The following is a 22725-nucleotide window of genomic DNA, read 5'->3' as shown; positions in this document are numbered from 1 at the left end:
CTGATCAGGTGAGCGACTTGGGCAACGCCTGCGGACGACCTTCGCGGTCGACGCAGGCGAGAGTCGACTGCCCTTCGGCCAGCAGCAGTCCATCGCGCAATAACGCATAGGTGTGGACGATCTTGACGTGCGTGATCCTGGACACCGTGGTGCGAAGGGTCAGCACGTCGTCGTACCGCGCCGGCCGCTTGTATTTGCATGTCAGGTCGACGATCACGAGGAAGTGGCCGGCGTCCTCAACATCCTTGTAAGACAGGCCGCGTTTACGCAGCAGCTCGGTACGCCCCTGCTCGAAGTAGACGATGTAATTGGCATGGTGCAGCAGGCCCATCCGATCGGTCTCCGCATAGCGGACCCGGATGAGGATCTCGTCGGTCTCGGCCATGGCGGGCGAGCTCCCGGGTTGTTCGGTCGGGTTCGTTTGGCTCAACGGACGCGGGCCGCGGGATTCACACCTGCGGTCTTGGCGTAGGGCCCGGCCCCTTCGGGCCAGATCACGACTCGCAGCGGGTAGGGATCATAGGGCCAGAACTCGCGGCTGGGAGAGCCCGGCCGGTACTCGTCGGCCAGCCAGCGGCGGAAGTGCTCCGGCGCATGGGCGATTTTCTGGTTGCCAAGCCAGCTCGCGTAGGCATCGAGCTGCGCAATCATGGTCGCCCCGTCCTTGATCGGCAGGAACAGATAGGCGGCCGAGAACTGGCCGCGGGCCTCCTCCATCGTCCCCCCGGGCCGCAGCAGGACGCTGTAGGCCGAGACCAGACCGGTGCGCTCGGCGCCGAACTGGCAGTGGATCAGGATCGGATACTCGGACGTGTCGAGGGTCTCGACCAGGGTCCTGATCTGCGAGCGGGCGAGCCACTGGTCGCTGGCCATCGGCAGGTCGACGTGCGTCGCCCTGGCCTTGAGGGTTGCGTCCAGTTCCTGGTTGTACCAGGAGTTCGACGGGTTGCGGCCGCGTAGGTTGATTACCGTACGGATGCCCTGGTCGCGGATCGTGGCGGTCAATTGTCCGGCATTCATCTGGGCGGACCGATAGATGCGGCCAGGCTCAACGACGGCGAGATTCCCCGTGAACATGCGATAGGCGAAGTAGCCGGATGGGGGCGAGACAGCCACGAACAGGGCCAGCGCCGCTCTGCGCACACGGACCCGGAAGAGGGAGGTTGGCCGGTCGGTCATCGGAGAGTTCCGTTCGCCTGGGAGGCGGCAAAGGATTCGATCAATGCCCGGTCGCCGCGGTCTGGGGCGGCGTCGGGCCGGGTCCAGGACAACGCGGCCAGGGCACCCCATGCGGCGTCGGCCGAGTACCCTTTGTGTCGAATCAGGTAGGCGGCATGCGCCAGACTGGTCCGGTGGTGGCCCGCGACGCAATGAATGTAGACGGGCTGGCGCCCGGGATCGGCCATCAGGTCGGCCGCCTCGGCCATCTGCTCGACGGTCCCGCGTGAACCTCGCATCGGCACGATCACCCAGTCGACGCCCGTCTGCGCGACGACGGCTGCCTGGTCGACATACTTGGGGTCGTCGCGGTTGATCGCCGTGAGCGTGACGATGGTCCTGATCTTCTCGTGGCGGACGATCCGCCTGAGCGGGCCCGGACGCTGCCAGGCCCCTCGGACGATCCGGCCGGGCTCGACAACGGCCAACCGCTTGGCGAAGAGGTCGTCCCAAATCCAGGCCAGGCACGCGCAGAGGCCCAGCAGGCACGCCGAGGCCGCGACGATCCAGGCCAGGCGACGCATGCGTGAATTCATCGGCAGCGGCTTCTCCGTCCGGGCCAGTTCCCGCGCGTCGAGGGCGCGCAGGCGCGGCGGATTGTAGCGACGGGGGGCATGTCGACAACCCCAAGCACGGCCGAGGGGCGGGGCCTGGGGCATTCCCGTCGGCCCGGCGACGCCTACAATATGGGCATGCGAGCCCGGGGCGGCTTGATCCCGCGGGCCGCCAGTTCCATCCCCGAAGGAGATCGACACCATGGCCAAGGCGACATTCGGCGCCGGCTGTTTCTGGGGCATCGAGGAGACGTTTCGCCGCATGCCTGGCGTGACCGCCACGGCCGTCGGGTATGCGGGGGGGCACGTTGACAACCCGACGTACCAGCAGGTTTGCACCGACCGCACCGGGCATGCGGAGGTCGTCGAGGTGGAATACGACCCCAGCCTGGTGAGCTACGACCAGCTCCTGAACGTCTTCTGGCAGTCGCACGACCCGACGACCCTCAACCGGCAGGGGCCGGACGTCGGCTCGCAGTATCGTTCGGCCATCTTCTACCAGGACGAGGACCAGCGCCTGGCGGCCGAGTCCAGCAAGCAAGCGCTCGACGCCAGCGGCAAGCTGAGGCGTCCCGTCGTCACCGAGATCTCGCCGGCCCCGCCGTTCTACCGGGCCGAGGAGTACCACCAGGGCTACCTCAAGAAGCGCGGGCAGGAAAGCTGCCACATCTGATGGCCACCAAACCGACCAGACAACAAGAACGCGCCTGCGACCTCTTTGCCGGCTCGCTGACAAACATCGCCGAGGGTGCAAGGCTCGCCGGCAAGGGGCCATTCCCAGCGTCCGACCTGGCCGAGTTCGCGTCCAGGCTTGCGAGGGCCTCCGTCGCGTTCAGCGTTGACGAGATTCTGGCCCGCGCCCTGGAGGTGAGGAGCCGTGGCCTCGGGCTCCCCTCGGGGACCGCCGAGATGCTAACGCTCCTCGACCTCGATAGGAATCCCGTCGACCTCTTGGTGATCGACGACGAGGCGTTCCGCGAGGTCGTGCGGGCGATGGAGCATGAGCTCGGCGAAGCTTGATAGGACGCCCTTGAACGACGACGAGCTCGCCCCCCGCATCATGTCGGGGGGCGAGCTCGTCGATTGATCGACCGCGAACCTTGATCAGTTCGGGGAGGGTGCGGTGGACTCTTCCGAGCCGGGAGGCGCGGACGGCAGCGAGACCGGCGGCTCGGGCTCGACCGCGGGCAGCGTCGAGCCAGTCGCCGGCGCCGTCGTCGGGGCGGCGACGGCGGGAGCCGGGTCGAGCGGGGGCAGCGCGGCAACGGCGGGGGCCGGCGCGGCGGCAGGCAGCGGTGCAGAGGTCGACGCGGGAACGACGTTGTATTCCGGCGTCAGGTTGGCCGGGGGCGGTGCCTGATCGGTCGTGCCCGAGGTGCCAGGCGGGCCGTATCGGCCGCCGGTCGGGTTGCCGTAACCGGCCATCGCGTTCGGGGTATTGCCCAGCGGGCCGAACGTGGGCGCGCTTCGGGCGGGATTGTTCGGGTCGGGCATGCCGGCCATGGCCCCGGTGGGGGTGCTCGGGTCAGTGCTGAAACCGACCGCGGGGGGTGCCTGGCGGCCGTCGCCCAGGTAAGGGCGGCCCGGCGGGACTTCAGACTTGGTGCTCCGGCAGCCCGTCGCCGACGTCGCGACCAACAGGCCGAGGCCGCATGCGGCCAGCGTTCGATTGAGCCGATCCATCGGCAAGCACTCCTCTGTGATCTCTCGGCGGGCGAACGACCCGCATTCGGGGCGTTGCCCAAGGAAAGCAGGCGGCCGAGGCCGGCCTGGGCCTGCCCCTCGGGTCGACGGATCGAAGCGGGCACCGAGGGGGCCGGTCCGGACAGCCGGGCTCGAACCCTCGAACCCGCCCGTCGACGGCGGCATCATACAAGACGCCGAGAAAGGGTCAAGTTCAGCGAAGAAGGCCGCCCCGACACCCCGGCAATCGAGCCGGGGCACGGGCGGCCTGTCACTCTCGACCTGAGATGGGCTAGCTGTTCCGGACTTTACTTGCCGGCCTGGTAGCGGCGGTTGACCTCGTCCCAATTCACGGTGTTCCACCAGGCGGCGAGGTAGTCGGGACGGCGGTTCTGATACTTCAGGTAGTAAGCGTGCTCCCAGACGTCGACGCCCAGCAGCGGGGTCTTCCCCTCCATGAGGGGGCTGTCCTGGTTGGGGGTCGAGGTGACGGCAAGCTTGCCGTCCTTGCCCTTGACCAGCCAGGCCCAGCCCGAGCCGAAGCGAGTAGCGCCGGCCTTGTTGACGGCCTCTTTGAAGGCCGCGAAGCCGCCGAGCTCGGCGGTGATGGCGTCGCCGATCGCGCCGGTGGGCTCGCCGCCGCCGCCCGGCTTCATGATCAGCCAGAACAGGGAATGATTGGCATGCCCGCCGCCGTTGTTGCGGACCGCGGTGCGGATCGCCTCGGGCAGGGCGTCGAGGTTGGAGATCAGGTCTTCGATCGTCTTACCCTGGTGATCGGGGTGATCCTTCAGGGCGTTGTTCAGGTTGGTGATATAGGCCTGATGGTGCTTGTCGTGGTGGATTTCCATCGTCTTGGCATCGATGGAGGGTTCCAGGGCGCTGAAGTCGTACGGCAAGGGGGGCAGGGTGTACTCGGCCACGGGTCGCTCCTAGCGGCTGGGGTGCCCCGGCCCGCGGGAGGGCGGGTCGGGTGGGGCCCCTTCCGAAGCCAAAGTTGGCGCCTGAAGGGGCCGTCGACCACGTCAAGCTACCATACCCCGGGACGCCGGTTCAAACCCGCCGGGTCGGCCTGCGGACCGGGCCCGCAGACCGCGAAGGGCTCGCTCAACGCTTGACCTTGCGACCGGCCTGGACGACGACCTGGGCCTTGGGCTGGGAGGCGATCGTCAGCGTGTAATTCGCCACGGCCGCGCCATTGGACGAGCCGACGGCCACGTTGTAGAGCGACCCGGCGCGGGCCGTTTTGAACGTGACCGTGCCGACGCCTCGGGCCAGGACCCGGCCGGCGGTGTCGAGCACGACCAGGCTCTGACCGGGGGCCTGCACGGAGAAGGCCCCCGACTTCGCCGCACGGAAGGTGTAGAAGTCGACGTCCGAGGGCGTATGGAGGCTCAGGCCCCCGACGCTAATTCGATTGACGATGCCCAGGCGGGTCGCCACCCTGGACGTGTTATTCGCCTCGAACCGGTCGGCCGCAATCGCTTCGATCTGGGTCCCCGCCGGCCCGACAGGCGAGATGGGGGTGGCCGGGGGCACAACCTGGACGATCGCCGGAGGAGTGGGCGCGACCGGCACGGGGATGGGCGCGACCGGCACGGGGGCCGAGGCCTTGATCCCCTGGAAGGAGAGGGCGAGTTGGTAGGCGCCGACGGCGAAGACGTCGTTGGTGGCACCCTTCACGCCGATGATGTAGCGATTTCCCGCGACCACTCCGGCCGCGCCCGCCGTCACATCATTGCCCCATGAAGCGGGATTCGCGGCGGACGAGATGGGGCGCATCGAGGCGTCGTAGACGGTGATCGAGGGGCTCAACAGGCTCGACCCGGAAGCCACCGCCGAGGCGACCAGCGACGCTCCCGTGGCGTTCGACGGCGCGACGACGGAGAAGTATTCGACCTGACCGATGGTCGCCAGGCTGTATCCCCCCAGCACGGCGGCGTAGGCCGAGTTCAGGCCAGGCGTCACGTCCAGTGCGTTGGAGGGTGCCGTCCCCTTTCCACCAAGGGTCATGGCGTCGGCCGTTCTTGCACCGTAAATCGCCCGAATCCCGGCGATATCGCCCTCGGAAAGGCCGCTCAGGACGCCCCCGTAGACGGGCCGCATCACCTCCTGAGTGTCCTTCACATGGTCCAGGCCCAACGAGTGGCCGGTCTCATGGAGCATCACGCTGAAGAGGTCGAGCCCCTTGCCCATCTGCCAGGCTTGCGAGGTGTTGACCTCGACATCTCCGCCCGCCGTGCTCAGATTTGGCGGCGGGAAGTAGGTCTGCGCCAGCACGCCCGATGAGGCGAAGCCGAAGCCGCCGAAGCGGATATCGCCGAACCTGGGATCGCCCTGCGCGGCGCCCGTGGCGTTCTGGGCGTAAGCCCCGTCGTTGACCGCGACGATGTTGATGTTGGCCACCGACGCCCAGGTCTGGAGCGACCTGGCAAGCTCCCTGCGCCAGACATTGGGCCCGATCTTGGCGTCAAGTTCGGCGGCCAGATTGTTCGTCGCCCGGTCCCAGAACACGCCGTCGGGGGCCACGCTGTAGGTGATCTTCGCCGGGTTGGCCCAGGACAGGCCGCTCAGCACATAATCATAGCCGGGGACGACCGTCATCAAGGCACGCACGTCCAGCGCCTCGCACTGAGGGCGGAACTTCGACGATCGTCGCCTGGCCGGGGCCGGCGCGAGGATTCCCTGTCGCGTCATGATGGTGACGGCTCCCGCTCGTCTCGTTGGTGTCGGTCGATCGTCGGAGGCACGGAGCGGCAACCCGCGAGGGCCCGCCACAAGCGGGACGACGCAAGCCACCGGAGCCATCCTTGGGGAGCCGGACGCGGCAAAGACCCTTCAAGGGCCCGCCATCAGACCGGTGCGAGGCGATCCGTCTGGATCGAATCAGGTCGAGAGAAGAAGTCCGGCCCGGAGTTGCGCCGGAGACGTTTTTGGGGCCGGAGACAGCACGACGCCCCGACCTCTCGGCCGAAGCACACTCGAACTTTAGCCCATCTTCCAGGAACCGAAATTTATTTCAAGCACCGCAAAGCCCCCAATTAGCCCTTATTCTCAACTCAATCCCCATAATCGCCACGATCCTCAGGTTCGTTTTCCATGCTTAGACCCGTGGACCCTCGCCGCAACCCTCGCCATAGACAGACCAAGCGCCCGGGCGCTTGCCCGTGATGGGCGGCCTGGCTACGGTGAGAGCCCTGACGAAATTTCGTCCGAAGATTGACCCCGCCCCAAGAGTCCCCGAGGGTCTCGCCATGAGGCAGCCCACCGAACCAACGAATGCCGCCTTCTCGAAGTTCATCAAATCCAGCTTGCCGAGCAGCCGCGGGCCGGTCGTGGCCCCGGCCTCTCCCGAGGCGTGGAACGCGAGACTGAGTCGGGTCAAGGAGGGGCTCTCGCGTTCGCTTGGGCATATGCCGAAGGAGGCCTGCGACTTGGCCCCCGAGATCCTCGGTGTGATCAACCGCGATGGCTATGCGATCGAGCGGCTGACATTCCAGAGCCGGCCCGGAGTGCGGGTGACGGCCAACCTCTATCGGCCCGAGCCGAAACTAGCCGGGAGCTGCCCCGCGGTCCTGAGCGTGCACGGCCATTGGGCATGGGCACGGATGGATGTACACGTCCAGCCCCGATGCATCGCCCTGGCCAGGCTGGGCTATGTCGTGCTCTGCGTAGACGCCTTCGGCGCGGGGGAACGTGCCATCGAGCCCGCGTCGGGCACCTACCATGGCGCATTGACCGGCGGCTCGCTCTGGCCGGCGGGTGTCCCGCTGATCGGTCTTCAGGTTTACGACAACCGCCGTGCCATCGACTATCTGATCTCGAGGCCCGAGGTCGACGCGACGAAACTGGCGATTACCGGTGCATCGGGCGGTGGTAATCAGTCGCTCTACGCCGGGGCGCTCGACGAGCGGATTACCGCGGTGGTGCCGGTCTGTGGCGTGGGGACGTACGAGGCCTACACAGAGACCGCCTGCTGCGTCTGCGAGGTCTTGCCCGGCGGACTTGCCTACGCCACGACCGGCGACCTGCTGGCGATGGTCGCACCCAGGCCCCTGCTTGTCATCAATGCCAGCAAGGACGCCATCCAGTTCAGCCCGGGCGAGGCGAAGAAAAGCCTCGATTACGCCCGCGAGCGATTCACGCAGCTGGGCGTGCCCGAAAAGGTTGCGCATGTGGTCGTCGACAGCGGGCATGACTACAACCAGGCCATGCGCGAGGCCATGTACGGCTGGCTGGAACGCTGGTTGCACGGCAAGGGGGACGGCTCGCCCGTCCCCGAGCCCGCGATCGTCCTGGAAGAGGTCGAAACGCTGAGGTGTTACCCCGAAGGGACGCCGCGACCCGATTCGGTGGCGACGATCCCGGTGTTCGCCCTCGCCGAAGGTCGGGCGAGGCTGGCGGCGTTGCCCCCCGCTCCCGACCATGCCCCTCGCTGGGAGGCCGAGTCCGATCAGCTCAAGGCCAGCCTCGCCGAGATCCTCGACGGCCATGGACGTCCCGCCCTCAAAGCCGGGCCAGTCCGGGTGATCAAGGACGCAGGCGGCGAACGCCTGGAGATCGAGCCCGAACGTGGGATCACCCTGACGGGCCGCCTAATCCGAGCCGCAGGGGCGAACCCGGCCGGCACAACCCTGCTGCTCAGGCCCGACGGGATGGCCGCAGCCGACGATCCCGCGATCCGCGCCCTTCTGAATTCAGGCCAGGACGTGCTGACGGTCGACTTGCGCGCCATCGGGTTGGGCAAGCCGCCGACCTCAGCCGTCAGGGGGGTGGTCGATCACAACGAGACGGAGTGGTCGCTCTGGGTGGACAAGCCCCTCCTCGGCCTCTGGATCAGGGACGCGATCGCCTGGCTCGATGCGCTCGATCAGATCGCCGGGCTGCGGCGACCTTATACAATCATCGGGATGGGGGGGGCGGCCTTGATGGCCCTGGGGGCCGCCGCCCTCGACGACCGGCCCGCCTCGGTCCGGTTGGAGGGAGTCCTGGCGAGCTACGTCGCGGAAGGGCCAGGTGAGTGGTCCGGCGTCCCGATGGGGTTGCTCGTCCCGAGGATCCTCGACGTGGCGGATGTCGGCCGGATCGCGGCACTGGTCGCGCCTCGGCCGCTGCGGATTGTCGGCGCGGTCGAGCCGACGGGTCGGCCCGCCTCGGCTGGTCGGCTGTCGGAGGTTTTTGCCTACACCCGAGACATATACGGGCTGTATGAGGCTGCGGGGAAGCTCGAAATCACGACCTCATGACCGACCTGCCCGGCAAAGTTCGGGGATTTTTCCGGGTTTTTGGGACGGATGCACGCGGGCCGACGCCGATATCAGGTGGAACATCCCGAACCGGCTCACATGCCGGGAGTGGGACTTCTGTCGGACTTGAATCGCCCCGACGGTTTGAACATAATCGGATCGGCCCAGCGACTTCATATCGAGGCCTCATCCCGGGACGTCCGTTCGGTCGAACGATGACGCACGATGAGGTCGGCCCCGGCCTTCCCTTCTATAACTCCGTTCGCTCCTTCGGCCTCGGACCGGTCCTGGCCGCCCGATTGAGTCTCGCCCAGATTGAGCCGGACCCATCGCACATCGAAGCGTCGGGAGAGGAGAGCGATGTCCATCGAAGCCGCACCCCTGCCAGGTCCCAGCGAGTTGCCCCCGCCCATCGCTCGGGTCGTCATCCCGCCGCCGAAATCCCGCGGGATTTCCAGGCTCATGCTCGTGCCGCTGACGGTGCTACTGCTCCTCGCCGGTGCCGCGGGCTTGCGGGCCTGGGAGACCGGCGTGAGCCTGAATCGGATGCTGGGGACTCAGGTGGCGGCGCTCGAGACGCTCGCCATCGATCGGGGCGAGATGCAGATGCTGGTCGTCGAGACCGGCACCCTGGAAAGCTCGAATAACGAGACGGTCAAGTGCCGTGTCGAGGCCCTGATCGGGACCGTCGGCGGGACGACGACCCAGCAGGGGGGCAACCGTACCAACAACAGCGGCGGCGCGGCGGGAACCGTCCCCGCGACCACGACCACCAAGTCGGCCTCCGGCGCGACGAAGGGGATGACCAAGGCGGGCTCCGCAACAGCCAAGGCGGGGTCCGGCGGGGCGACAAAGGCAGGGGCGTCGGCCTCATCCGCCGGTGCGAGTGGGGGGTCATCGTTCGGCTCGGACGCCTCGGGTGGGGGGACCGCTGTGAAGCGACCGACGATTCGCAGCTTCACGATGACCGTCCCGACGCACGTCGGACTGCGTGCGAATCAGGCCCGGCAAACTTCCAACTCGCAGACGAACGGACAGGGACAGGCGGGCGCAGCCGGGGGCGGGGGTGGGGGACGGAGCGGAGGCAGCCGGGGTGGTGGAGGCGGCGGCGGAGGTGGAGGCGGCGGGATGGGCGATGAGAAGCAGGGGGCGACCCGCATCATCTCCATCTTGCCCGAAGGGACGCACGTCAAAGCCGGCGACATCGTCTGCGAACTCGACAGCGCCAGCTTCCGCGACGCGGTCCAGGCCCAGGAAATCAAGGTGGCCCAGTCCGAGGCATGGGTTAACCAGGCCAGGTCAATTCTCGAAGTCAATGAGATTAACCTGCAAGAGTATCGCGACGGCGTTTTCCCCCAGGACACCCAGCTCATCCGCCAGTACCTCACCACCTGCCAGGTGGAATACGACCGTGCAAAACAAAACGTCGCCTGGTCGCTCGAGGCCTCAGCCAAGGGGATGCGATCGAAGTCGCTGGTGCGGGCCGACAAGCAGGGCCTGGAGCAGGCCGAGATCGCCTTGCGTGAGGCCGAAGGGATGGACGGTCGCCTCCAGAAATACACCAATATCCGGCTGATCAAGGCGTTGGAAGCCAAGATTCAGGCCAGCAAGTCTGACATGCTGGCCCAACAATCGGCCTACGATATCGACCTGAACCGGCTGGAGCGGCTCAAGAAGACCGTGGACAACTGCACGATGAGGGCCCCCCGCGACGGCGTGGTCGTCTACGCCGCCTCGACGAACCCCTGGGGGCGCAAGGAAGGCCAGGAGATCCAGGAAGGGGTCACAGTCCGCGAGGGGCAGGCGATCTTTAACCTACCCGACCCGTCGCGCATGCGAGTCCGCGCCCGGATCAACGAGTCGAAGGTCGCCCAGATCCAGACCGGGCAGCGAGCATCCATCCAGATTGATGCCTTCCCCGATCGGCCGCTGATGGGTGTCGTCGGCGAGATCACCCAGATCCCTGCGCCGGCCAACGGCCCCTTCTCCGATACCCGAATCTATTACGCCAACGTCGAGATCGACGGCGGCGTCTTCGAGGGGCTGAGGCCGGGCCTCAGCGCGGAGGTCACCTTCCTGGTCGACGCTCGCAAGGAAGCCACCCGCGTCCCCCTGGAAGCGGTCCGCTGGATCTCCAATGTCCCCTACGCGGCGATCGCCTCGAACGACGGCCGGGGCGGTTCCTGGACCTGGAATCGCCTGGAACTGGGCGTTTCCAACTCATCGTTCGCCGAGGTGGTCTCGGGGCTGAAGGACGGCCAGCGTGTCGTCGCCCATCCCGAGAACCTGCCCGCCCCGGTTCCCGCGAAGGCCGACCGCGCGATCGCCCGCTCGACGTCGCCCGCGGCCGGCTGAGGAAACGCAGCGACCCCGCGAGGCAATCCAAGGCCTCGCGGGGTTGGGCTAAGCTCCCAGGTGTTCGGGGGGCTCGGTGGCCGCAGTATCCTGGCCTGGATGGGCCGGGGCGACCCCTCGGAGCCAGGCATCGGCCTCGGCGAAGACCTGTCGGATCTTGGCGTGGTACAGCAGGTGAGTGACCTGATCGAAGGTACCCCAGTAATACCAGTGCCCGAACGGGTCTTCGACATGCTCGATTGACCGGGTCGGGGGCCCGGGATCGCTGACCTCGACGAGGAAATACGTGACGGTCTTGAGCACCTTGCGGCCGCGGCGGACGTAGGTGTAGGAAAGGCTGCGCTCGAACCCTTCGACGAAGTCCCAGAGGGCCAGGCTCGTCTCTTCGGAGAACTCGCGTGCGGCGGTCTCGCGCTGGGTCTCGCCGGCTTCCATCCCCCCTTTGGGGAATTCCCACTTGGCGCGCGGGTTCCGGACCGTGGCCGAGTGGAGGACCAGGTAGAGCAGGCCCCGCTCGGGCTCTCGGCGGAAGGGAATGACGCCGGCGGATCGTTCCTGGATGAGCGTCATGGGGCGTGATGGCCCCTTCTCGGCGGCTCGCCGTCGGAATCGAGGTCAACATCGTCGCCAACGGCCATGAAGCCGAGGATGGAGCCGGGCTCGACCCGGTCGTCTTCCAGCCCGCGGATCTCGGCCAGGCGTCCCGAGCGGGGCGCGTGGACGTCGAACGTGGCCGGACCGACGAGGACCTCGACCAGGCGATCGCCTTCGAAAATGACGTCTCCCCGGCAGGCGAACCAGGAACTGACGACGATCGGCTCGTCCGGACCGGTCCCCAGGTCGGGCAGGATCACTGCCTCCAAACGCATGGTGAACCCCGTCTGTCGGCCCGACTCTCAGATTCGGATGCGACGCCCCCCATCGGGTGCAAGGCGCCGATCGCTTCGCCAATTAGCTTAACCGCAGGAGACATTCTTGGCCAGTCGTTTCGGGTCATCGGGGCGTGCCGGCAACATGCCCGGCCTCTCGACGCTCGGTTTGACATCACTTCGCGAAAATCCGAAACTTCGACCACCAACGCCGGGTTACATTCTCGGTGATCCAACTCCTTCGCCCGGAGCCTTCTGCGCCATGGGTCAAATTCCCACGAACAGACCCGGCGCGATGTCGCCCCGGGCCTTTGCCCTGTCCATCGTGCTGATCGGTGCCTTTTCGGTCGCTGTCGTGGCCGAGGATGGGCCCGAGCCCCCCCCTGGTTCGACCGCCTCGAGGATGGTCGGGCAGCGGGCTCCGAATTTCACGCTACGGGACGTCACGACCGATGGCCAGCTTTCCCTCTACGGATACAGGGGGAGCAAGGCCGTCGTCCTGGTGTTCACCGGGGTCGAGTGCCCCGTCGGCAATGCTTATCTGCCAAGGCTCGACGAGTTGAATCGAGCTTACGCAAGCCGCAAGGTCCGGTTCCTGGCGATCAATTCCAACGCCTCGGAGTCGGCTGAGAGAGTGGCGGCCCATGCCAAGGAGTTCGGCGTCGGGTTCCCGGTGCTGAAGGACCCGGGCAACATTGTCGCCGACTCGCTGCTGGCCGAACGGACCTGCGAGGTCCTTCTGATGGATGGATCGGCGAAGCTCGTCTATCGCGGGGCCATCGACGACCAGTACACCCAGACCAGCCGGAAGCCCAAGCCTTCGGAGGAGTTTCTGGTCGCCGCCATCGAAGATGTGCTGGCCGGCCGTAAGGTCAGGGTATCCTCGACCGAGGTGGCCGGCTGCCCGATCGAGCGGGTCGCCCCCCGGGTCGCCTCAACCCGGACGCTGGTCCGCCCCGCCTCCGCCGAGATCCTCCAGGGCCTGAAGGAAACCGGCGAAGATGCCGAGGTCGAGGTCGGGAAGGTGACGTACGCGGGCGAGGTGGCGACGATCATCCAGGATCGCTGCCAGTCGTGCCATCGCCCTGGCCAGGTCGGCCCTTTCACGCTGAACAACTACGACGACGCCAGGCGCTGGGCCGCGTCGATCCGGGAGGTCGTCGACGACCGGCGCATGCCCCCCTGGCATGCCGACCCGCGTTACGGCCACTTCTCCAACGACCGCCGGCTCAGCGCACGCGAGCGGTCGACCCTGATCGCCTGGGTCGACCAGGGGGCGCCGCTGGGAGACGCCGCCAAGGTGCCGGCCCCGCGCACGTACCCCGAGGGCTGGACGATCGGCACGCCCGACCTCGTCTTCCAGATTCCCGAAGATTATCAGGTTGCGGCGCAGGGGGCCCTTCCCTACGTCCGGTTCCGGGTGCCGACGAATTTCAAGGAAGACGTCTGGGTCCAGGCTGCCGAGGCCGTCCCCGGGGCCCGATCGGTGGTCCACCACATCATCGTCTATGTAGACGACCCCAAGGGCCAGAAGCTCCACTTCTGCGGCTACGCCCCGGGCGACATGCCGTCGAGATTTCCGGAGGGGATCGCCAAGAAGATTCCGGCCGGCTCCGACTTGGTCTTCGAGATTCATTACACCCCCAACGGCAAGCGTCAGGTCGACCGGTCGAAAGTCGGGTTTGTCCTGGCGAAAGGGACTGTCAGGCACGAGGCCAGGATCATTGGCATCGCCCAGGATAAATTCCTGATACCGCCCGATGCGGCGAATCATCCGGTGACCTCGACGCATACGCTCGACAAGCCGGTGAGGCTCCTCAGCTTCATGCCGCACATGCACTTGCGCGGCAAGAGCTTCAAGTATTCGCTGACCACCGGCGGAGAGACGAAAACCCTGCTGAGCGTGCCGGCCTATGACTTCGCCTGGCAGAGCTATTACACCCTGTCCGAGCCGATGGATTTGCCGGCCGGATCCCGAATCGACTGCGAGGCCCACTACGACAACTCGGCCGGAAACCCCGCCAACCCCGACCGCAAGCGTGCGGTGCACTGGGGTGACCAGACCTTCGACGAGATGATGATCGGCTACGTCGATTATGTGGACGCCGAGCCGATCGAGATCGAGATCGGGCCGGGGGGCCACCCGATCGTGGCCCCGAAGGTGTCGGCGACGGCGATCGAAGGCGTTCGCTGATCGAGTGAGGCTGGCTTGTGGGGCTGGGGGCTCACCGCGTATCCTCGGCCCCTTTGGCGGCCGAGGCCGCGGATCAAGGATGCCGAGAATGACCGACGAGCCGGGCCCCGATCCCGCCGAGCCGGCAGCGCAGGTGGTCTTCCCCCTTTTCGAGATGCCGCCGGTCCTGTTCGAGGACGCGCACTGCCTGGCGGTCTCGAAGCCGGCGGGCCTGCTGACCCAGGGGCCTGCGGGCCGGCAATCGCTGGTTGACCTCGTCCGGGCCTACCTGCGCCCCGATGACCCTTCGGCGGCCTACCTGGGCACCGTGCATCGGCTCGACAAGCCGGTTTCGGGGGTCATCCTCTGGGCCAAGACCCCGATGGCCGCCCGCAGGCTTGCCAGCCAGTTCGAGGCCAGGCGGGTGGTCAAGGAGTACTGGGCGATTGCCGAGGGGGAGTCGAAAGATTCATTCGGTGTCTGGGAAGACTGGCTGGGCCCGCCCGACCCGAACAATATTGCCCATGTCCTGGCCGAGGGGGAGCCGGGAGCCAGGCGGGCGATCACCCGGTTCGAGCGTGCCATGGGGCCGAGGCCGGGTAACGGCCTGACCCGGCTTGTGCTGAAGCCCGAGACGGGCCGGTCGCACCAGCTCCGGGTCCAGTGCTCATCGCACGGGCTGCCGATCATGGGCGATGTGGCATACGGCTCCACGCGGACGTTGCCGGGCCGCATCGCGCTTCACGCACGCTCGCTGACGGTCGAGCATCCGATCCTGCGCCGGCCGCTCACGATCCTGGCGCCGGCGCCCCAGTACTGGGCCGGGTAGACGGGCCGAGCCGTCAACCACATGGGATCGGCTTCGCTGTGACGGCTCGATCGTCGCCCGGCCCCTCGTTGCTGGCCGGGCTCGCGGGCCTCTTCGTCACTCGGGAAGGATCTCGACGATCTTCAGCCGGAGGCTCCCCTTGGGGATGGCGATCTCGACGATCTCGCCGATCTTCTTGCCGACGAGTCCCTGACCGATGGGGGAGGTCAGCAGGATCTTGTTCAGGTCGTAGTCTTCCTCGCCGGGGCCGACGAGGATGAATTCTTCCGCTTCATTGAGGCCGAGGTCGAGGACCCGGACCCTGGAGCCGAAGACGACCCGGTCGGTGGGGAGCGTCGACTTGTCGACGATCATGGCGCGGGCGAGCTCATCCTGCCGCACGTTGATGCGGGCCTGGAGCATCCCCTGGGCCTCGACTGCGGCGTCAAACTCTGCATTCTCGGAGAGGTCTCCGAAGCCTCGGGCCAGCGCGATCTGCTCGGCGATGCGAGACATATCGTCGTTCTTCATCACGTCGAGCTGGGCCTTGAGCTTCTCGTACCCTTCCTTCGTCATCGGGATGCGATCGCTGGACATTCCGGGCGGCTCCATCTATCGGGCGGGTCGGTCCGCGGGTGCGACCGGGCCGTCCGGGGCCCGAGGGCGCCTGGGTGGCCTGGCGTAAAGTTGTCGTTGAGATTGAATCGTGTGAAAACGACTCATCGTTCAATGCAAACGCCGCGACCCCGGGGCGTCGATGAAGCCCGGAGCCGCGGTCCACTGCAAGTCCAGCCTAGTCGCCGCCAGCCCGCCTTGCAAGGCCATTCGACCGGGGCGACTCGGACAGACGCAGGGGGCCGGGCTGGGGCCCCCTGCGTCGGGGGTCACTCGTGACGCAGGGCGTCGATCGGGTCCATCATCGCCGCGCGACGGGCGGGATAGATCCCGAACAGGATGCCGATGCCGACGGAGATCCCGAAGGCCAGGAGCACCGAGCTGGTCGTCACGATCGTCTTCTGGTCGGGCAGGAACCAGCGGATCAGGAACGGGATCAGGAAGCCGATCATGACCCCCAGGATGCCGCCGACGCCGGAGAGCACGATCGTCTCGATGAGGAACTGCTGGACGATGTCCCGGCGTTTGGCCCCCAGGGCGCGGCGGATGCCGATCTCGCGGGTCCGTTCCGTCACCGTGGCGAGCATGATATTCATGATGCCAATGCCGCCGACAAGCAGCGAGATGCTGGCAATCGTCCCCAGGATGATGCTGAACTGCCTGGCGGTGCGCCTGGCCTCCTCCAGCAGTTCGAAGGGGACGGTCATGGTGACGTCCTTCTTGGGATGGAACGGCTTGTCGGCATTCAGGCCCTGCCCCCCCAGGATGGCCGCCTCGATGAGCGGGGCGGTGGGGCTGACGTCCTCGGTCGTGGCGACCTGGAAGGTGATCTGCGAGAGCTGCGTCTCCTCGACCGACATCGACCCGGAGCGGTTATCCATGATCCGCTCGCCGAAGCGGAGCTTGCACGTGTTGATCGGGATGTAGACGTCCTTGTTGTAGTCCTTGCCCGACATGCCGCCGCCGGTGGCCGCCGAGGCGACCCGGGCGCGGGTCACGCCGACGACGGTGTAGTAGTCGCCGCCAAGCTTGACGCTCTTGCGGATCGGGTCTTCGAACGGGAAAAGGGTCTTGGCCGTGTCGGAGGCGAGCACCGCGTAGTTCTGGTACTTCTCGTTGTCGCTCTCGGTGAGGAACCGCCCCTTGTCGATCTCCAGGCGGTTGAACTCGAGGTAGTCGGACGTGGTGCCGACGACACTGCCGTCGAGGAATCGGTTGAGGTAGCGGATCTGCTTGCGGATCTCGCGGATCGGCAGGGCCCGCTTGATGGTCGGGACGGTGGCCATGGCCCGCTCGTAATCGTCGTACTTCAGGCCATAGTTGAGGATGCGCGAGGGCCGACCGCCGCTGGCCTGGCTCTCCTCGGTCGGCTTGATCGAGCGGAAGATGATATTCGTGGCGCCCAGCGCGGCGATGCGCTCCTGCGCGTCGCGGCTGGACCCTTCGCCGACGGCGAGCATCGAGATGACCGCCGCGACGCCGAAGACGATGCCCAGGACCGTCAGGCCCGATCGCAGCTTGTGCAGCAGGAGGCTCTTGAGGCCCAGGCCGAGGCTCTTGAGGATTCGTCGCATGGCAAGACAACTCCCCGCCAGAGGGGGCGGGACCACGTTGGTTCATCCCGGCGGTCGACTCGTCGGGCGGGGATTGGGGCAATGGCGTGAGAGGCGGGCAGCGTGAGGGGCGTGAGGCGGGCGGAGGTGACCAGGGTCGCCGGTTCGCCCGCCCGGGTCGTGATCGCTCAGTGGGCGGCGACGGCCCGCGATGCCGGCCCGGTCCCCTGGAGCATCCGGGGGCTGGGGCCGTCGTCGTAGATCTGGCCGTCGCGCATCCGGATGATGCGCTTGGCATGCTCGGCGATATCGTCTTCGTGGGTGACCATGATGATGGTCTTGCCCGCGTCGTTGAGCTTGCCGAGCATGTCCATGATCTCGTAGCTGGTCTGGGTGTCGAGGTTGCCCGTCGCCTCGTCGGCCAGGATGATATAGGGGTCGTTGATGAGCGACCGGGCGATGGCCACACGCTGCTGCTGGCCGCCGGAGAGCTGGGTTGGCCTGTGGTCGAGCCGCTCGTGAAGCCCGACCAGCTTGGCCAGCTCCTCGGTGCGTACCTGCTGCGCCTCGGAGATCTCGCCCCCCCCCTGATACGTCAGGGGGAGCTGGATGTTCTCCACGACGGTGTATTGCTGGATCAGGTTGTACGACTGGAAGATGAATCCGATGTAGCGGCTGCGCACCTCGGACAGCTCGTCGTCGGAGAGCTGGGCCACGTCGCGGTCGCCCAGCAGGTACTGGCCGCTGGAAGGGCGGTCCAGGCAGCCGAGCAGGTTGAGCATCGTGCTCTTGCCCGAGCCGGACGTGCCCATGATGGCCACGTACTCGCCCGGGAAGATGTCGACATCGACCCCCCGAAGCGCGTGCACGGTCACGCGCTGGTCGGGGCCCCGCTTGCCGCCGAAGAAGCCGCCCTTCTTCGGCCCGTGGCCCATCACATAGGTCTTCTTGATGTTGACCAGCTTGACGATGGGCCGGGACGCGTTGGTGAAATCCATTACGAAGGACCTCCGGGGCCGCCGCCGCCGGGTCCGCCCGGACCTGCTCCGCCGCCGTCGCGACGCATCTGCTCCATCTGCTGGAGCTCTTCCTCGGTGAAGCCGGCCTTCAGCAGGATGGCCTTGCGGTCCTCGGGGCTGGCGTCCTTCATCTTGGCGCGGTCGTCCGCGCTAATATTCTGGAACTTCTGGCCGAAGGCGGCCATCCCGCCGCCGGCCCCCTTGCGGGCCCCCTTGGCCTTGCCCTTGGCTTTGGGCTCACCGCCGGGTCCGCCAGCGTCGGGTGCCCCCGGGACGCCGGGCGTGCCGGGTCCGCCGATGCCGGGCGCTCCCTTGCCGTCCGCTCCCCAGTCTTTCTTGGTGCCGGCCTTGTTGGTGGCCGAGGCGGCCTCGCGCTTCTCGTCCTCGGAGAGCAGCGTGGAGGGGTTGAGGACGACCATGTCGCCCGCCTTCAGGCCGGTCTTGATCTCGATGAGCTTGTCATTGGTCAGGCCCAGGGTGATCTCGCGGCGGTCGAAGCCCTGCTGCTGCGGCAGGCGGACATAGGCGAAGTTCTTCCCCTTGAACGGCAGGACCCCCGTCACCGGGATGCTCAGGACGTCCACCAGCTCGGTGACCAGGATCTGCACCTGGGCGGTCATGCCGGGGCGGATGCCCGGGGGGCCGTTCTCGATCTGGATCTGGGTGGTGTAGACCTTGATGTCGGAGCTGAAGAAGCTGTTGGGGTCGGGCAGCGGGGCCACGCTGGCGACGCGACCTTTCAGCTCGTCTCCGGGGAAGGCGTCGACCCGGACCAGGGCGCGAAGGCCGGTCGAGATCTTGTCGATCATCGACTCGTGGACCTTGGTGTTCACGCGCATCTTGCTGACGTCTGGCAGGCTGAAGAGCTTCTGCCGCTCGCGGACGGTGGCCCCTTCCTCGATCTGCGGCTGGTTGTTGCCGCCGAACCGGTTGGGGTCATTGGCGTAGACGATCAGCCCGTCGCCCGGGGCCAGGATCATGCACTTCTCGATCTGGCGGGTCAGCTTCTTTTCCTTGATGACCTCCAGCTCGAGCGTGGCTTCCTTGGCCTTCTCGTCGGTCTTGGCCTTCTCGACCTCGGCCTCGAGCTCCTTGATCGTCTTCTTCTGGGTGTACTTCTGGAGCACGTCGAGCTTGGTCATCGACTGCTCGAGGGTGAACTTGGCCTTCTCCAGGGACAGGCGGTCGGCGGTGTTCTGCGCCTTGGAGACGTAGCCGACGCCGACCATGCGGTCGGACCATGCCAGGCGGTCCTCGGCGCGAGTCAGCTCGCTATTGGCCAGGGCGATCTCGCCCTTGGCCGTGTCCTGGTCCTGCTTGAAGGTGCCTTCTTTGTACTCGATGACCGCGGTCTCGGCGACCTCGCGGGTGAGCGTCGCCTGCCGGTAGGACGACTCGGCCTGCTGGGTGTTGATCTTCTGGGTGCTGAGCTGGTCGCGGAGCGAGGAGCTGTCGAGTTCGACGACCAGGTCGCCCTTCTTCACTCGGGTGCCTTCGGGCAAGATCTTGATGATCTGGGCCTGGCCCTCGACCTCGCAGAAGGCGTCCTTGTTGTCCGAGCTCTCCAGGCTCCCCTTGTCCGAGATGGTGATGGGGAGGTTGGCAACCTTGACCTCCCAGAGCGGGATGTTGGTGGCCGAGGCTGCGAAGAGGTTATTGAACGGCCGACCGGCCCCGGGGATCCCGTAGGCGAGGGCGCCGACGGCGAGGCCGGCGACGCCCAGGAGCAGCACCAGGGCTTTAACGAGCGGGCGGCCCTTCCGCGGCGGCGGCCGGCGGGTTGCCTCCGGCAGGTTGGCCGCCGCCGGCGGGGGCGTCGCCGCCCCCGGGGACGGCTGGCTTTGGAGGGAAAAGTTCACTGTAGGCCTCCCATTCGTCGTAAGGCATGATGCCGAGGTCGCGATACAGGGACAACCGCTGAGTCTGATAGGCAAGCCAGAGGCTCACGAGCTGGCCTTCGACGTTGGCCACGCCGCCCTGGGCACTGATGACGTTCGTCGTCTGGACGGCGGCGTTGGCGGTGTTGGCTCCGCCAGCGGCCGGCGGGGCGATAATCTGCTCCTGAGCCTGGTCCTTCTGCCTGAGATTGAGCACCAGGTTGATCCGGGCAATCTCGTAGTTCTGGTAATTGAGCTGGAGCTGACGGAGCTCCTGGCGGACCTGCTGCTTGATCGAGTCCTCGGCGTTCTGCAAGATTCGCCGCTGACGCTGGTAGGTGATCAGGGCGGTTCGGAAGTTATTACGCTCCGCGACGCGGACCAAGGGGAGCTCGGCGTTGAGCACGAGCGAGAACTGCTTGGCCTGGTCGATGAAGCCGAACGGGTTGGTTGTATTTGGCGGGGTGAGGATCTGGTTGGTCACCGCGACATTGAAGATGCCCTGCAAGGCGTTGGCTGTGAACCGGATATTTCGCCAGGCGTCGTAAAGCTGGGCCCGGGCGTTCATCAGGTCGAGACGGTTTTCGAAGGCAACCCTCACCGCGATCTGAAGGAGCGCATCTTCCTGCTCGGGGCGTTCCTCGCCGGCCCGGACCATTGCCAGGACCGACCGGCCGTCGATGTTCACGTCTTCGAGATTCGGGAGCCGGTTGGCGAACAAGGGCAGGTCGTTGATGTCCCGCCTGGGGTTCATGAACCAGAGGTCGATCTCGTCGAAGACACTGCGGAAGCCCTTGAGCAGGGAGCGGTCGAGGATCAGGGGAAGGTCGGGGGGCAGGCCGAGCTGCATCTTGAACTGGTCGAGACTCGTCTTGTAGACGAAAGTGTCGTTCAGGTATCGCTGACGGGCACTTTCCACCTGGGACTGAATCTGGTCGACCTGGAGCTGCGTCAGGCCCGAGGGCTCGCCTTTCGCGAGCTCTTTATAGACTTTATACAATTGTTCGTAGGCCGCCAGGTTTTTCCGTGAGATCTCGACCTGCTGGAGTTCCTGGAGGACGACGAGGTAGCCCTGGATCGGGTCGACCGCAGTCCCCTGATTGGTGACCGGAGTGCCGACGATGACGCTGGCGAAGAACTCCTGGCGGAACCTGGCGAAGCCGCGGACGACATAGAGCAGGTTGCGTTCGGCCAGCGTCAGGGCCTCGAGCGTGACGGCGCGACCGCCGCCCCGCAGGAACGGCTGGACGATGGAGATGGGCAGGAACGACTGCACCGTCGGCTGGGTCGGCTTGCTCCCGGTGAAGTTGAAGACCGTCTGACTGGCGAAGCTGGCCAGCACGCGGCCGCCGGTCGTGAACAGCTTGCCAATGCCCGCAACCTGGCCCAGCGTCAGGGCGGATGCCTGGCCCCCGGGGGCCTCGACCGTCCTGTAGAGGAAGTTGTTGCCGGGGTTGACCGCCAGGCCGGCGCCCGCGGGGGCCGTCAACGGCGAGAGGCCGGCGATGAACTGCGGCTGGAAGGCGAAACGCTGGAGCGTCACGGCCAGGCTGTTGGTGTAGATGTTCTCGAGTTGGAACTGGTAAGCGCGGCTATTGATCAGCGCCAGTGCGAAGGATTGCTCCATCGACACCTTATATGGCCGGCTATTGGGGTCGAGCCCGGCGACCTGGGCCTCGTTGAAGGTGATGGCCTCGGGGATGAGGATCCCGGCCATCTCCGAGGCGACGGCCTCGGCGGCTTCGTATTGATCTTGGGTCTGGTCGAGTCTGGGTTTCACCGGCTCCAGGGCGGGCCCGGGGGCGGGGTTCGGGTCGCCCGGAACGCGGGGCTCGACGCGGATGGGGCCCGTGGGCTTGGCCGATTCGGGGGAATTGGTCGGGGCCTCGCGGCCGGCCTGGGTGTCACGCTGGTCGGGGGTGCCGGGCTGGCCCGCGGCGGGAACCTGGGCGGGCACGGGCATGGGTAGGCCGGTGTCCTGGTAGGCCGCCAGGCGGACACCCAGGTCATACTTCGGGCGGCGGATGGGGGGTGCGGCCGCCATCTTGATCACCGGCGGGACTCCGAGCGCGACACTCTGCCTCTTAAGGGGAGTAGGCGACAACGACGCGCCGGACGTCCCCGGATTCGGGTCGCCAGGGGGCATCGGCGTCGCCGGCAGGTCGGGCGCCAGCGGAGGCCTGGAGTCGGGAGGAACCGTCGGCGGGATCAGGGGCGGCCCGACCCGGCCGGGACTGCCGATGACCGTCTCCCTCGCGGCGTCGTTCGTCTGGGTCCTGGCCCATTCGTCGAGCATGTCGAGGTAGCCGGTCCCCTCCGCGGGGATGATCAGGCGGTGGTTGGGCCACTGCGGGACCGGGGAGAGTGCCTCGGCGGCCCGGTCATCGGGGGGGGCCGGCGGGCGATCCGGGTCGTAGGGATCGCCGAACCGCGAGAGGGCCGGCGGCTCGATGGAGAAGAGTTCCATGCGGAACCGAGGGTCTCGGCTCTTCTCGAAGACCGCCTCCGAAACGTCCTGGTCGGCCCAGTTGCGGAAGAACTCGCGGCCGCACCCGGCCTGGGTGCCGAGTGCGAGCGAGAGCAGGCCGAGGGCCAGTGCCTTGCGGCGAGGTCGGCATCGGGATGCCTTCCGATTCCTTGACGACGGCATAGCCTTCGGCCTCCGGGGCGGGTGCCAGTTCGCGACTGAGGCGAGTGTCCGGCCCGTCACGCGGGACGGCGGTCCTCACCTTTTGGGGATGAAGGCGCAGTCCGT

Annotated in this window: 19 protein-coding genes; 6 read left to right on the top strand and 13 right to left on the bottom strand. The window is 66.9% G+C overall.

Annotated elements, in window-relative coordinates:
- Nucleotides 1-4: 4 nt before the first annotated feature.
- Genes EP7_RS15060 through EP7_RS15050 form a run of 3 tightly spaced genes read right to left on the bottom strand, consistent with a single transcriptional unit; the run spans nucleotide 5 to nucleotide 1754 of the window.
- On the bottom strand, nucleotides 5-385 hold the full coding sequence (locus EP7_RS15060) for an acyl-CoA thioesterase (protein WP_463522089.1): 381 nt from the start codon (nucleotides 383-385) through the stop codon (nucleotides 5-7).
- 41 nt (nucleotides 386-426) lie between these two features.
- Nucleotides 427-1179 carry a tyrosine-protein phosphatase gene (locus EP7_RS15055; RefSeq protein ID WP_463522087.1) on the bottom strand — a complete coding sequence of 251 codons (753 nt, stop codon included), beginning with the start codon at nucleotides 1177-1179 and terminating at the stop codon, nucleotides 427-429.
- Entirely contained in the window at nucleotides 1176-1754 is a 579-nt protein-coding gene (locus EP7_RS15050) for a phosphatase domain-containing putative toxin (RefSeq protein WP_463522085.1), read from the bottom strand. The genes EP7_RS15055 and EP7_RS15050 overlap by 4 nt, the downstream gene beginning before the upstream one ends.
- 220 nt (nucleotides 1755-1974) lie before the next feature.
- On the opposite strand from EP7_RS15050, the gene msrA reads away from it, so the two are divergent.
- Both msrA and EP7_RS15040 read left to right on the top strand, forming a co-directional pair.
- Complete coding sequence (gene msrA / locus EP7_RS15045; protein ID WP_463522083.1) at nucleotides 1975-2445, top strand: peptide-methionine (S)-S-oxide reductase MsrA; 471 nt, start codon at nucleotides 1975-1977, stop codon at nucleotides 2443-2445.
- On the top strand, nucleotides 2445-2792 hold the full coding sequence (locus EP7_RS15040; RefSeq protein ID WP_463522081.1) for a hypothetical protein: 348 nt from the start codon (nucleotides 2445-2447) through the stop codon (nucleotides 2790-2792). Before msrA ends, EP7_RS15040 begins: the two co-directional genes overlap by 1 nt.
- 84 nt (nucleotides 2793-2876) lie before the next feature.
- On the opposite strand, the gene EP7_RS15035 is transcribed toward EP7_RS15040, so the two are convergent.
- The 3 genes from EP7_RS15035 to EP7_RS15025 form a co-directional block, all read right to left on the bottom strand.
- Entirely contained in the window at nucleotides 2877-3455 is a 579-nt protein-coding gene (locus EP7_RS15035; protein WP_463522079.1) for a hypothetical protein, read from the bottom strand.
- Nucleotides 3456-3763: 308 nt separating this feature from the next.
- The gene (locus EP7_RS15030; protein WP_463522077.1) at nucleotides 3764-4378 is read right to left on the bottom strand and encodes a superoxide dismutase; all 615 of its coding nucleotides are present in this window, start codon (nucleotides 4376-4378) and stop codon (nucleotides 3764-3766) included.
- Between the two features lie 184 nt (nucleotides 4379-4562).
- Nucleotides 4563-6152, bottom strand: coding sequence for a matrixin family metalloprotease (locus EP7_RS15025; protein ID WP_463522075.1), 1590 nt, complete (start codon nucleotides 6150-6152; stop codon nucleotides 4563-4565).
- A 557-nt stretch (nucleotides 6153-6709) separates the two neighbouring features.
- On the opposite strand from EP7_RS15025, the gene EP7_RS15020 reads away from it, so the two are divergent.
- Nucleotides 6710-8701 (top strand): alpha/beta hydrolase family protein, encoded by a 1992-nt coding sequence (locus EP7_RS15020; RefSeq protein ID WP_463522073.1) that lies wholly within the window; start codon nucleotides 6710-6712, stop codon nucleotides 8699-8701.
- 360 nt (nucleotides 8702-9061) lie between these two features.
- Complete coding sequence (locus EP7_RS15015) at nucleotides 9062-11056, top strand: efflux RND transporter periplasmic adaptor subunit (protein ID WP_463522071.1); 1995 nt, start codon at nucleotides 9062-9064, stop codon at nucleotides 11054-11056.
- Nucleotides 11057-11104: 48 nt separating this feature from the next.
- Here the strand turns inward: EP7_RS15015 and EP7_RS15010 are convergent, their stop codons facing one another.
- Entirely contained in the window at nucleotides 11105-11626 is a 522-nt protein-coding gene (locus EP7_RS15010) for a bis(5'-nucleosyl)-tetraphosphatase (RefSeq protein WP_463522069.1), read from the bottom strand.
- A complete protein-coding gene (locus tag EP7_RS15005) occupies nucleotides 11623-11925 on the bottom strand; it encodes a biotin/lipoyl-containing protein (RefSeq protein WP_463522067.1) in 303 nt (100 codons plus the stop codon). The genes EP7_RS15010 and EP7_RS15005 overlap by 4 nt, the downstream gene beginning before the upstream one ends.
- A gap of 262 nt (nucleotides 11926-12187) precedes the next feature.
- On the opposite strand from EP7_RS15005, the gene EP7_RS15000 reads away from it, so the two are divergent.
- Nucleotides 12188-14119, top strand: coding sequence for a redoxin domain-containing protein (locus EP7_RS15000; RefSeq protein WP_463522065.1), 1932 nt, complete (start codon nucleotides 12188-12190; stop codon nucleotides 14117-14119).
- A gap of 88 nt (nucleotides 14120-14207) precedes the next feature.
- Nucleotides 14208-14927 (top strand): RluA family pseudouridine synthase, encoded by a 720-nt coding sequence (locus tag EP7_RS14995; protein ID WP_463522063.1) that lies wholly within the window; start codon nucleotides 14208-14210, stop codon nucleotides 14925-14927.
- A gap of 96 nt (nucleotides 14928-15023) precedes the next feature.
- Here EP7_RS14995 and greA read toward each other — a convergent pair whose 3' ends face one another.
- The 5 genes from greA to EP7_RS14970 all read right to left on the bottom strand — a co-directional run bounded on the left by greA (nucleotide 15024) and on the right by EP7_RS14970 (nucleotide 22620).
- Nucleotides 15024-15503, bottom strand: a complete 480-nt coding sequence (gene greA, locus EP7_RS14990; protein ID WP_463522061.1) for a transcription elongation factor GreA — start codon at nucleotides 15501-15503, stop codon at nucleotides 15024-15026.
- A 287-nt stretch (nucleotides 15504-15790) separates the two neighbouring features.
- Entirely contained in the window at nucleotides 15791-17095 is a 1305-nt protein-coding gene (locus EP7_RS14985; RefSeq protein ID WP_463522059.1) for an ABC transporter permease, read from the bottom strand.
- A gap of 167 nt (nucleotides 17096-17262) precedes the next feature.
- Nucleotides 17263-18072 carry an ABC transporter ATP-binding protein gene (locus EP7_RS14980; RefSeq protein WP_463522057.1) on the bottom strand — a complete coding sequence of 270 codons (810 nt, stop codon included), beginning with the start codon at nucleotides 18070-18072 and terminating at the stop codon, nucleotides 17263-17265.
- Entirely contained in the window at nucleotides 18072-19952 is a 1881-nt protein-coding gene (locus EP7_RS14975; RefSeq protein WP_463522055.1) for an efflux RND transporter periplasmic adaptor subunit, read from the bottom strand. Before EP7_RS14975 ends, EP7_RS14980 begins: the two co-directional genes overlap by 1 nt.
- Entirely contained in the window at nucleotides 19834-22620 is a 2787-nt protein-coding gene (locus EP7_RS14970; protein ID WP_463522053.1) for a TolC family protein, read from the bottom strand. Before EP7_RS14970 ends, EP7_RS14975 begins: the two co-directional genes overlap by 119 nt.
- Nucleotides 22621-22725 lie beyond the last annotated feature (105 nt).

The sequence above is a fragment of the Isosphaeraceae bacterium EP7 genome (assembly GCA_038400315.1).
GTDB lineage: Bacteria > Planctomycetota > Planctomycetia > Isosphaerales > Isosphaeraceae > EP7.
Note: the sequence above shows the minus strand (reverse complement) of the source record. Positions and strands in the feature narration are given on the sequence as shown.